At 38.2% G+C, this 12,336-nt stretch carries 7 protein-coding genes; 6 read left to right on the forward strand and 1 reads right to left on the reverse strand.

The window, feature by feature from the left end; genetic code table 11:
• The first annotated feature begins 307 nt into the window (after nt 1-307).
• Genes A7985_RS05210 through A7985_RS05230 form a run of 5 tightly spaced genes read left to right on the forward strand, consistent with a single transcriptional unit; the run spans nt 308 to nt 9,257 of the window.
• Nucleotides 308-4,270: a TOMM system kinase/cyclase fusion protein gene (locus tag A7985_RS05210; RefSeq protein WP_065789362.1), complete on the forward strand. Its 3,963-nt coding sequence runs from the start codon at nt 308-310 to the stop codon at nt 4,268-4,270.
• Nucleotides 4,267-5,211, forward strand: a complete 945-nt coding sequence (locus A7985_RS05215) for a BMA_0021/BMA_0022 family TOMM bacteriocin (protein WP_065789363.1) — start codon at nt 4,267-4,269, stop codon at nt 5,209-5,211. Before A7985_RS05210 ends, A7985_RS05215 begins: the two co-directional genes overlap by 4 nt.
• Nucleotides 5,212-5,265: 54 nt before the next feature.
• The gene (locus A7985_RS05220) at nt 5,266-6,027 is read left to right on the forward strand and encodes a phytanoyl-CoA dioxygenase family protein (protein ID WP_065789364.1); all 762 of its coding nucleotides are present in this window, start codon (nt 5,266-5,268) and stop codon (nt 6,025-6,027) included.
• A gap of 3 nt (nt 6,028-6,030) precedes the next feature.
• Nucleotides 6,031-7,170: an amidohydrolase family protein gene (locus A7985_RS05225; RefSeq protein WP_065789365.1), complete on the forward strand. Its 1,140-nt coding sequence runs from the start codon at nt 6,031-6,033 to the stop codon at nt 7,168-7,170.
• Nucleotides 7,167-9,257 carry a YcaO-like family protein gene (locus A7985_RS05230; protein ID WP_065789366.1) on the forward strand — a complete coding sequence of 697 codons (2,091 nt, stop codon included), beginning with the start codon at nt 7,167-7,169 and terminating at the stop codon, nt 9,255-9,257. Before A7985_RS05225 ends, A7985_RS05230 begins: the two co-directional genes overlap by 4 nt.
• A gap of 483 nt (nt 9,258-9,740) precedes the next feature.
• On the opposite strand, the gene A7985_RS05235 is transcribed toward A7985_RS05230, so the two are convergent.
• Nucleotides 9,741-11,471 carry a winged helix-turn-helix domain-containing protein gene (locus A7985_RS05235; RefSeq protein ID WP_176716683.1) on the reverse strand — a complete coding sequence of 577 codons (1,731 nt, stop codon included), beginning with the start codon at nt 11,469-11,471 and terminating at the stop codon, nt 9,741-9,743.
• A 160-nt stretch (nt 11,472-11,631) separates the two neighbouring features.
• Here A7985_RS05235 and A7985_RS26825 point away from each other — a divergent pair, with 160 nt between their 5' ends.
• Nucleotides 11,632-12,273 (forward strand): hypothetical protein, encoded by a 642-nt coding sequence (locus tag A7985_RS26825; protein WP_256096644.1) that lies wholly within the window; start codon nt 11,632-11,634, stop codon nt 12,271-12,273.
• Nucleotides 12,274-12,336 lie beyond the last annotated feature (63 nt).

Genomic DNA, 12,336 nt, shown 5'->3' on the forward strand with positions numbered 1-12,336 from the left:
ACAGCGCATTACACCTGCATTTACTAATTACATTTAATAACGTAATATAAAATCTGACATGCCAAAAACATAATTGCAAATTATGGAATTAAAAAAGACATAAAACCAGTTTGAAAAAGCCGGGAAAATTAACAACCAACTACCATATTATACCAAATATTTAAAATACTAGTTTTAGTGTTATAAGTAGTTATAATTATGTAGTTTAGGTTTACTAAACAAATGTTACTTAATCGGCCAACTATTTACTTATAGAAGTAAATGCATGCCATAAACGGATATTAATTTAGAGAAGCTAATTACCACTATGTCATTAACTCAATTTTCTGATTCATACATTTACGAACGCTTTGAGTCTTCCAATTACGAGTTGCTAAATAAGATTGGTGAAGGTGGCTTCGGTAAAGTATTTAAGGCCAAGCAAAATAGCACAGGCCAAGACGTTGCTATTAAATTCCTCGCTATTGAACCTCATTGTGAAGAACAAAAAAAACAAAGATACATTGAACGATTCAAACGTGAAACATCATTAAGCAGTCAATTACAGCACCCCAATATCGTCAGACTTTTAGATCAAGGGCAGATCGATGAGGATTTACTGTATGGCGTGTTTGAATTTGTAGAAGGACGTTCATTACGAGAGCACCTCTTAATTGAAGGCCCCTTTAGTGCTCCTGAGGCAACAGATATTATGTCTCAAGTATTGGATGCACTTATCCATGCGCATAGTAAAGGCATTGTTCACCGAGATATTAAACCTGCCAATATCATGCTCAGTAAAACCGGTGCTAAGCTACATGCAAAAATACTAGATTTTGGTATCGGCACGCTTACTCATGACAGCCGCCAAGCAGATTTCAGAACACTCACATTAACTCAAGAAACTTTAGGAACTCCCTCCTATAGTGCGCCAGAGCAATTGCGAGGCGAGCCTGCTACAACGAAAACAGACCTTTACGTATGGGGCCTTGTTTATTTAGAGTGCCTGACAGGCACACCCGCAATGAATGGTACAAGTGTCGCTTCTATCTATCATAAGCAACTGAGCGGAGGGAACATCCCTCTGCCAAGTGCATTAATCGGACACTCTCTCGCAGGGTTGCTCAGACGAGTACTCAATAAAAATGCACACGAACGAGTTATCACAGGCGAAGAAGCATTCAATGAACTTAAAACGATAAATGTTTCTAACATCGTTGGCACCTTGGTTAAAAGGGCAACTCATCACGAAACAAGTGATGAAACCATCGTCATTAGAAATGATAGCGATTCTAATCAATTGCCTGATTATCAACTCACCTCATTAACAGAGCGTAAGCAAATCACCGTATTAGCACTTCGTTTTAGTACCACATTTAAAGATGTACGTGAACACGACCTCGATGTTATCGATACTCTTTTGAAATCTCAACGCAACCATTGCATAGATATAGCAACTCGCTTTGGTGCATACCACGTTGGTAGTGTAGCCGACACTTCTCTATTTTATTTCGGCCACCCCAACACAAGTGATGATGATACTCGCTTATGTGCCAGAAGTGCATTGGAAATAATCAGTGAAATCTCTAAAAGAAATTCATTAATGAAAGATGCGCATGGCGCAATACTAAATGTTCACCTAGGAATGCACACAGGGGTATTTATAACATACGCCAACACGACTCCAGAAGGACACTGTGCAAACGCGGCTATGACACTTGCAAGAACCGCTAAGGAAAGACAAATATTATGTAGCATAGACGCAAAGTCAATTTTAGAGCCCTATGCCGAATTCGGTGATTTTGTAGAGCTTAAACTTGGTAACATGCCCAAACCAGAGCCAGTATTTGAGCTTAAAGGGGAAAGGCAAATAGAAGCTTTCGGCTTTATGAGAGGTACTAGAAATAATTATGAGCTGATAGGACGAGAAAAGGAGTTATCGGCATTCAAATCAATTTTTACAGATGCTGCGGACTCATTCCAAAAAGCACACATTTATGGTGAAGCAGGTATTGGTAAATCTAGATTATTACTTGAAATCCGCTCTTACGCATCTAAATATCAACATCTAGTAGCACAGTGTTTGCCAGAGCATGAAAATAATGCGCTTTACCCCATTCTTAATCTACTTCGAAATTTATTTAATTTTGATAGGTTGGCCCCCAAAGAGGTCAAAAGCACTCTTACGAAGATTTTAAATGATGAACATAAAGAAAAGCTACACCCAGATTCGATACCCATCTTATTAATGTGGCTCAATATTAATCTGGAAGATAGTGTAGAGCTTTCTTTGTTACCGCCTGATGAACAGCGAAATCTGCTATTTTCATGCTTAAAAACGCTTTTGCTTACACAAACAAATAGTATCAATGGAAAAAAACTATACGTCTTTGAAGATATACACTGGGCAGATAGCACTACTTTGGACTTTATCAGCTACTTTTGTGACTATTTACCCAACTCATTTATATTAATTACGACTTCAAGAAACGACCTACCAAATAGTATAAACAGAGAAGCTGTACAACCGTTTCACTTGGAAAAGCTTACTGATAAAGCATCTGAAAAATTCATTAAAAACCTTTTTCAAAACAAACCCATATCAAAAAAAGTAATTGATACAATTCAAGGTAAAACTGATGGCATACCTCTTTTCATAGAGGAACTTGCAGCAATGTTGATTGGAAAAAGCTTAGTCGACTTAAATGATGAAGTTATAGATTTCAAAAGCCCTGAGCACTTAGATCAAGTTCCAAGTACATTGCGGCAGTCATTGCAATTTAAACTAGACAGTTTGAAACATGCCAAGGAAACAGCACAACTTGCATCCGTAATTGGTCGAGAGTTTGACTATGACTTACTCATTTCAACTTCTACTCTTAGTGAAAACCAAATTCAAAATGATATAAATGAACTCATATCATGCGATGTCATTGTTCATCAGAGACGTGTAGAAAGAGATAGCTATATATTTAAACATGCTCTAGTTAGAGATGCCGCTTATGATAGTAACTCAAAATCTTCAGCAGCCAATCATCACATCCGTATAGCTAAACAACTTATTAAGCTTTACAGTGATAAATTTGAAAAGTACAGAGTCATCGCTTCACATTTCGCAAGTGCAAAAGAGTTTGTTCAGGCTGCTGAATATGGTAAACAACATTGCGCTAAACTCGAAGAAACAGGTCTTACTTCAATACTTCTCGAGCAAATCGAGCAAACTTTAAGTTGGTGTGTAAGTGGTGGAAACCAAATTTGCTTGCTAGAGCTGTTAGAACTTAAATTCAGATCAGAAGTTTCTTTAGAAAGCTACTCATCGAAAAACGCAGCATCAACGATAGAACAAATATCGAATATAATCGAAAGTAACCATACTAGCCTTGATGCCTCGTTGGTTGATGAATATCGACAAATCGTTTCAACGCACGCTTTTTTGTACGCCTATTATAAACCAGACTTTGCCAAAGCTAAATTTCTTGCAAAGAACTTACTAGAACATGATTCGATTCTTACTCCTGAAAGAAAGTCTCTTGTAATGTGCTTTTTGTCACAGATCCTTCAATTTGAAGGCTGTATACAAAAATCTATCGATACCTTTGAACAAGCTATAAATTTATACAAAAACTCTAGTGGAAAAAGAGTATTCATTGAGTCAGGTTCAAACTTATTGACCTATTCCTTATCAATGTTATCGCTTTCATATATCCATAAGGGTGACATTTCAAAAGCACAGAAGATTACACATCAAGCCGTTGAATCTTCAAACATTAAAAAGCACCCAGTTTCGACAACGGTAGCATATATCTTTAAAGCGCTAAGTTATTATTATAATGAAGACTATCAAAATGCCATAAATGTATGTAATGCTTATTACGTAATTTCGCCTAGCAAAGATGCAAGGCCGTATCACGCATTTTTTATCGACTTAATATACTTACCACTGACAGGTCAATATCAAAAGGCAATTGACCTGATTGAGAGTTACTACCAATCAGGTATGACATTTTCGTTGAGCTGGTATGCTGCGATTATTATCAAATCGGCAAAAGAAAATGGTTATATCGAAGGAGTAGACAATTTGCTCGAGCTTGCTATTAGCATTGCTCGTCAAAACAACGAAGTATTATCACTACCTATACTACTTACTATAGAGGCTAAATACACTACAGATATAAATAAAGCCACACTATTACTAAATGAAGCACTTGATCTAACTCAAAACCAAGGTGCTGAGTTATTCCTTAATCAAGCAAATAAAATTAAGTCAAAATTACTGGAGAAAATGGAATGAATGAAAACAATGATATCGACTTTCTAAGCTTTCGCTCAGCGTTTATTTCTGCTATTGCCAAATCTTGGACTAAAGGTGAAGAACATTACAGATCAACGTTCGAGGAGATGGGTTCTAAAAAAAGCACCGCTGAAAATACCAATGGTATACTCAGATTCCTAGAGGAATACCCTGCAACAAAAAATACTCGTTTTATAAATCCGTGGCGCAATTTGTCAATACAATTCATATACCCTGATTTAGAGTACGATGAGCAGCTCTTTAAAAAGTGGAAAGGATTCAACAGTGGGATAATAATTAACATCCCCAAAAAGCCTGATAATATGGAAAATGCAGCTGAACTTCTAGCTAGATATTATAATGTTTTCCCAACATTCTATGGACTAGTAAAAAACCCTTCAACAATACAAAGTGCGGTTTCTGAAGAACTTGGGCTAGACTCTAATACAGATGAAAATAATGACGAACAATTTGTAAGTTCTGAGCAATTTAAACGACATATATTATTAAATCAGCACATAAACAAAATTGAAAAGCTATATGATGTAGATATGCTGAGTTATACGGACGAGGAGCTTAGATATTTTTCTGCAATCACGATGGAAGCCATCTCATTATGTTGGACTAATGAAGACTTTAAGGCTCAGCTATGTAATGAAGCTGAATGGCAAGAGGCTGAACGTGAAGGCAAACAATTTGTATCAGATAAATCTAGCGTTCTATCTGAGTGGTTGGACTATAAAAACCCTTGGAATATGAACATAATGTTCAAATATGCAGAAGACTTTGATCTAACCGAAAATTTAGACGACAACAAATTAATTCCAAATAATGTTGTTGCCCTAGCATACCCCAAACCTCCGGTTACTCAAGGTAATTCTCCTGTTGCATTGGCAGATTACAACCACGACGGCTCTGTGCTTCCTTTTTCTTGTAGTTAATTATGAGGCGAATGAGGAGGATGTACTGTATCCTTCTCATCCGTTACCCGTTATATGAATACACAATTTCAAGCGCTTGGCTATTGCCACTCAACAATACAACTAGATAAAGAGTTGGTACTAAAGGCAAAGGAGGAAGCTTTATCTCTATATTTAGATAAAAAGCTCTCAGAAAATTATGAAAACTCGACTGGTATTGTGGATCCCCAGCAGTTGTCAAGGATTGTGCACCCACATTTGACTAGTGCAGGAATAAGACAACTAATACTTAGCAAAGAATTTCAGCAAGCAGCACAATTAGTATGTGACAGTAGCCTAATTAAGGTCTGGGGTTGTCAGCTCTACATCAAACCTGATCAAAGTGCTTACTCTTCCGTCGGTTTTCATACTGATTTTCAACACATGCCTTATTTCGGTGGCAAGGTGATAACCGCTTGGCTCCCCCTAGGTAAATTTGGCGCTCATTCAGGAAGCATCGCCTATGTGAAAGGCTCCAATCTGTGGAGTCTAGACATAGCATGCCTAGGTGCACAACACCTCCAAATTAACCAACAACTCAAAGATCTAAAGTCTCAAGTAAGTGATAAATATACTTTAGATTTGGACGTTATCGATTGTGACGTCGGTGATGTATTTTTTCACTCAAATAAAACTATTCATGGAAGTGGGCCAAATCAATCCGATGAGTTTAGAGTAGCTCTTGCGATTGGTTTAGTTACAAATGAAACGACTGTTGATGACACAGTACCGGATTATGGCTACGGGCAATATATTAATGATGAAACGATCTGTCCGACAATTTTTAAAAGAACATAAAACATGAACAAAATAATTATAGACTGTGATAGGCATGTTATGGAGCCATTGGAAATATGGGAACAATATTGTAGCCCAGAGATTTTTAATAGCATGCCTGTGCATTTCAATCTAGATGATCAAAAGTCTCAAGAAGAACGCTATAAAAGAACAGGCATTGATATTCGACTGTCTCCTACTTTTAAGTTAGGTGAGCACCCTATTCTTTCAAACTGGAGTGAGGAACAGCAAATCGCTTCTGCGTTAATAAGAGATGAAAGCCATGAAACTCGAGCTAGTGCAATGTCTTCTCGTAACCAAGTTGAATCTATGCACAAGAGCGGTATATCAAAAGCGTTAATGTTTCCTACTTTTGCCATGTATATCGTAAATCATGACAAAATTACATCCGAGCAATCAGTCAATTATGCCAAAGCTTATAATTCATGGATACAATCATATTGTGAATCTCATCAAGAGTTGCTCCCTGTGGGTATGATTAGTCGTCACGACTCTGAACTATTGGTTTCACAAATACAAGATATTGTTAAAAAAGGATGGAACATAATTACTACTCGTCCTGAGCCTATCCTTGGTAAAAACTTAGGTCACCCTGACAATGACCCATTTTGGGCGGAATGTGAAAAGCATAATATAGTGATCTGCTTTCATGGAGGGACTCATTTACAAGGGCAAACTGTTGGAATGGATAGGTTTGAATCTCGGTTTGCGCTTCATGCGTGCTCCCATCCAATGGAAGCCCAAATGGCGTTCGTAGATCTCTTAGAGTCCGGAGTTTTAGAAAGACACCCAAATCTTAAATTTGTCTTTTTAGAGGCCGGATGTTCATGGGTCGCTAGCTGGCTTTGGCGGCTAGATAATATTTGTTACGATGAATTTCCAAGCCTTACAAAAGAAAATATTAAGAAAAAACCTTCAGAGTACTTTAAACAGCATTGTTGGGTTGGTGTAGAGATTGGAGAACCTTTAACTGATACGCTAAATGCAATAGGTCACCACAAACTACTTTTTGGAAGTGATTACCCTCACCCTGACCACTTACACTTAAATATTTCAGACATACCTCAACTACTACCTGAGTTATCACAACAACAAATTCAAGACATATTAGAACATAACCCAAAGTCGCTGTTTAATATATGAAAAAGATTATTCTAAAATGGCAAGAACGTTTCCTAGTACAACATTTGCCCAATAAAAGTGTTATTTTAGTAGATAATAATGAAGAGAAATTATTTGATAGCTCTTCATTTCCATTGCTCCATTTGATAGACGGGAAAAGAACTGTTGGCGATATAATGGAACAACAAGATGACCAAGGCCAGATAGAATCCTTCTTGTCATGCTGCGCATTTTTATTAGAAGAGGGTATTTACCTATCTACAGATGCACCTCGGGAGGAAGGTAAAACTAATCGCATTCTAGTATCGGAAAATAATATATTAATTTATTTCCCCCCAAACTCCTATCAACCTGTAAATCTATCTATATGCTCTGATATCAATGTACAAATCCTAATTACAGACAACGTATTGGATAAATGCCTCAGTAATTCTGTGGCCACATACGGTCCAATCAATCCGCGCCTGATTGTGATAGAGCTGTCTAACCATAAGTGCTTAATATCTCCTCTCCTTTCAAGCCAAACAGAGCTGAAGAGGTTTCAACAAGCACTGCTAAGCAACCGGCCTGTGCTTCAATTTTTGCAATGCTACAACAACGGCGACAACGAAGATATATCCTCATGTTTCTCTTCAAATTTAACTAATGAAGGTCTTCAGCAGTATATTCATCAGGTGTTTGATAAAGTGATTTCTCTCTATCAACATCAAGAGTTAGAAAATAACGCGGTTGAATACCACTACAAAACGAAACTACAAATATCACACCCTCTCCAATATTTAGCCCATTCTGCTCACAAAGAAAGCCTCCAGCCATTTCATTTAACTTCGAGGAAAGTAACATTTGATAAGGATGGCGGTTCTAGATGCGTACAAGCACAAAAAACTGTTGAAACAATACTCCCTTTTGTAAGCCCAAAAACGGGCTTAATTACGCACATTGAAGAGCTTTCTCAAACCAAAAAGAACATTATAAAAATTTATAAAACAGCATTCTTTAAGCAATTACAATTAAAAGATGTAGACCAGCTAAATAACAATAGTTTTGTTCAAGCTTGCATGGGCAAAGGGGTGAGTCACGCGCAATCGATGGCCAGTGCATTATGTGAAGCTATAGAGAGAAAAAACGCCCAGTTTACTGGGTTAACCCCTTCTAAATGCTGCGTTTCTGACGAACTAGATTATCCACATTTCTTATTTCAGTCTATTGCGCCTTACAGTGCTAAACAATATGCAGATTTCAGAACTAATACCGTGCAAAGCTTGACCAATGTGATTCCATATAATGATGAACCTATTCATTGGTGTTCAGCCTGGTCATTAACAAATCAATGTAAAGTTTACATCCCATATGTATTGTGTTTTGCAAATACGCCATACACTGATGACAAATTTGGTAAATGGCAATCTAATGGTTGCGCTGCAGGAAACAATCTTGAGGAAGCTATTTTACAAGCGCTTTTTGAATTGATAGAGAGAGATGCCGTGTCGATTTGGTGGTATAACAAGCTACCTAGACCCAGTTTTGACCTAAGAAAAATTACTCCTGAATATTATCAACCACTACATAACTCTATTTCAATCACTCATGATTATTGGGTTTTAGACTTAACGTTCGATACTGGTATTCCTGTTATGGCTGCTATCGGTCGAGACAAAGAAACTGACGGATGGGTTTTCGGGTTTGGTTGCCACCTAAAGCCTGAAATGGCAGCGCAAAGAGCTCTAACTGAACTATGCCAACTGATCCCAATTCGGAACCAAAATGGCGCACCTTTTGACTTTGATGCGATTGCAGAAAGTTCAGACTTTTTGCAACCAAATAATGACTGTAAATCAATTCCTGCGACTATTAAATCGAGCGGAGACTTAAAGTTGGATATATTAGCAGTTGTAGAACAGCTTAAAAGTCTAGAGCTTGAAACGCTTGTATTTGACTATTCTCGAGACCCTATCCCAATCAAAACAGCAAAAGTGTTTGTTCCTGGGCTATGTCATATCTGGCCCCAACTAGGCAATCAAAGACTATACAATGTGCCTGTAAAGCTAGGTATGCGCCCTGCACCTTTAACTGAGACAACCATCAACCAACAAGAGTTATATATTTGAACCATTCAGGCACTTACAATCAAAAGTGCCTTGCCTTTTTATTCAATCAAATTAAACTCGAAAATACATAGCTAAAAAAAGCAGACAATAACGAGCTTCCTAGTCCCATCAACAGAGCAGGAACTCTAAGCCTCTTATTACTAGCCCTAATCAAATCCGCTATTGCAAATTAGTATTTACCATTGCTCCCTCAATATCAGCTTGATGGGTTATTGCTGTATTTGTATCCGACATACGCGCGCTGCATTCCATTCCTATCCTCTCCATGGTTTCCTTTACAAAAATAGGGCTCACCGTCTTGTTCCTCAATGAACCACTAAACTCTAAAGCAGCAGAATTAAGAACACCTTTGACGGCACTAGTTGACGCAGAGCCAACATGGCCCGTCTGAAAGCATCCTCATCCCAGCCAAACGTATGTTAATTGAATGCCTGACAGATGCGTTTTCTTACATGCGCTTTGGCCGCAATTCTTGTAAGCGGGTTAGTTCACTGTCGCTTGCGTGGTTTTCAACTTCTGTAGCCACATGTCACGTATTTGTGCTTCATTAGTGAGATCACTATACATTTCTACAGCAAAGATGTTGTCATTGGCATCGGGCAACCAGCCACTATCCAATAACTCAAATAGTGACCTAGTCAATTTTTCTGGCTCTTCATTTAAAGAATACCAAAACGGCTGATAGCGGATATCCAGTTTTGTCGGCCCATTTAAAAAAGCAGCAATGAGCGCTCTGATTTCCTGTGCTTTACTCCTCTCATCCATCTTCTTTAAAATAAGCGCATAAAGCAAATACACACCAATATGTTCGTTAACGCTTCGATTCAAAGTACTAACTGACTTAAAGTGTTTTTCAAATAGTTGCCTTGCGACACTATACTGCCTAGTTTGATATAGGCCCATGATATAGGGCATCGCATAGTGATTATCATCAGGTGCCAGTAAATAACGTTGTTTTAACAGCTCAATTGCGCCCAGTTTGTCTTGTTGGTACCACTTTAACCCTGCTCGCACGTATAGATTAAATGACGTCACAGTCTGCCGCGTTATTTGGATCTCTTCTGATTTTTGTATTGCTTCTTCTAGGTTTCCTGTACTGAGTAAAAACAAAATATGTGAAAGCTTATGCAACGGGTACACTCGACTGTACTCAGTCATATGTTTTGCATACCAAAGTTTATACTCTTTCGCTCTTTGCATGTTCAGCAAATAGAAATCTAATTGATAAAGCGCAATATGTTTAATGTGGGGTGCGATTTCAACACTGCGCTCAAAATACTTTCGCGCATTTTTTAAGTCTCGGCGATTCAAGTAAGTGTATGCAAGTCCCCTTAATACCGTTGGATTGTTTGGTGCTAGCCTAAACGCTTTTAAATGAGCGTCTAGCGCTTCATCTAGATTGTTTTTCTCTCGATGAAAACGTCCGTACCAATGCCACAACATGGGTGAGTGATTTGACAAAGAAAGCGCTCGATCAAAATATACTTTAGCTTGGTCATACCTTCGGCTTAAAGTTTCTAATCTTGCAAGTGAGGTAAGCACATCAGGATTCTTTCCATCAAGCGCCAAAGCCTTAGATAAAAGTGGTCGACATGAAGCGTCTACCAGTGACTCAGGGAATGAACCATATATTGATAAAGCCATGTACGTATTACAGAGACCACTCATCGCCACAGTGTGCTCTGGATTGACTTCCAAAACTTCAGTGTAAATTTGCTTTGCCTTGGTAATTCTTTCCGGTTGCTTGGATTTAGTAAGGTGTTCGGCTAAAGATACGGCTTCAAAGTGAGGATCACTTTGTGATTCATTTGGATGTTTTTGACCAGTAACATAGATAGTCAGCAAAACTAAAAGTAGCGTTAATATAGCTGCAAGATACAGGTACGAGCGTGTCTTTTTCTTCTTGCTTACGACATTGGAGTCTTGGGTCAATACACCAATTTCGGTCGACAAGCGATACCCTTGACTCGAAATACGTTCGATATGATCAATGCTACTCTCTTCATTGAGCACTTTTCTGAGCATTGCAACAGCTTGGTAGACCGAGTTATCAGACACGATTCTATCAGGCCAAACTAGCTGAGCAAGCTCATCAACGCTCAAAGGACAATTTCGATTTTCAATCAAAGTAGTGAGTAGCGTCATCACTTTTGGCGTCACCACATGCTCCGCCATGGTTTCTACGTGCTTTATTTTGTTTAATTTAGGTGTCACAATCCAGTTTCCTACCTGAACTGTTTCAATCTCACGACTCATATTACTTTTTGTTTTTATTGCTTTTTATTTTTTTAAGAAAAATTTTAGTTCTCTATTATGAGAATTTCATTTCCCTATGCCTAGTTTGTTTTAAGTTCGCCTTTTTACAGGAGGCTATATGAAAAAATATGCTCAAATACTCTCGCTACTGGCAGCCAACTTAGCACACGCCAAAGTAGATTTGCTCATCGATAATGCAACCATTATATCACCAATCAACCAAAGTGAAGTATCCATAAAAACAAATCATTGGGTTTCAATTAGCGATGGAAAGATAATTGAGGTATCAAATAATTTGACTAGGCCCATCGCCAACACAATGATAGATGCAAATGGGCTATTTTTAATTCCAGGCTTAACCGACAGCCATACACACTTAAGAACAATGCCTGGATTATTAAAAACTGATAACGATGGCAAAAGAATGCAATCCCAATTTTTAAAACGCCAAGGAGCCAATTACTTATACTACGGTGTTACACAAGTCATAGACCCGGCAAATACGGCACAGGGCATAGCTGAGTTTAACGGTCAATCATTTTCACCTGATGCTTATTTTTGCGGCGCAATGCCAATATATCAAGGCTATGCGGCTCGAGGAATTAAATACCAAAACCTTCATAAACACCGAGCCTATTACGTTCATCAACACGATGACCCAAGCCACCTATCGACACCAGCAATAACATCTTTGCATCAAGCAAAAACCGCGGTTAGAAGGCTCAAAAAAGACGCGCAATCTGCGCCAAAATTTTTATAGAAGATGGATTTGACAAAGCGAAGAATATCCGGCTCATAAATCAGGAAAGTGTCAAAGAAATAA

Origin of the sequence: Pseudoalteromonas luteoviolacea (assembly GCF_001696455.1) — a bacterium.
GTDB lineage: Bacteria > Pseudomonadota > Gammaproteobacteria > Enterobacterales > Alteromonadaceae > Pseudoalteromonas > Pseudoalteromonas luteoviolacea_C.

What these genes read in the sequence shown, in the direction of transcription:
- A7985_RS26825 (WP_256096644.1), top strand. Translation starts at nt 11,632, where the DNA reads ATGAAAAAATATGCTCAAATACTCTCGCTACTGGCAGCCAACTTAGCA.
- A7985_RS05225 (WP_065789365.1), top strand. Translation starts at nt 6,031, where the DNA reads ATGAACAAAATAATTATAGACTGTGATAGGCATGTTATGGAGCCATTG.
- A7985_RS05220 (WP_065789364.1), top strand. Translation starts at nt 5,266, where the DNA reads ATGAATACACAATTTCAAGCGCTTGGCTATTGCCACTCAACAATACAA.
- A7985_RS05210 (WP_065789362.1), top strand. Translation starts at nt 308, where the DNA reads ATGTCATTAACTCAATTTTCTGATTCATACATTTACGAACGCTTTGAG.
- A7985_RS05230 (WP_065789366.1), top strand. Translation starts at nt 7,167, where the DNA reads ATGAAAAAGATTATTCTAAAATGGCAAGAACGTTTCCTAGTACAACAT.
- A7985_RS05215 (WP_065789363.1), top strand. Translation starts at nt 4,267, where the DNA reads ATGAATGAAAACAATGATATCGACTTTCTAAGCTTTCGCTCAGCGTTT.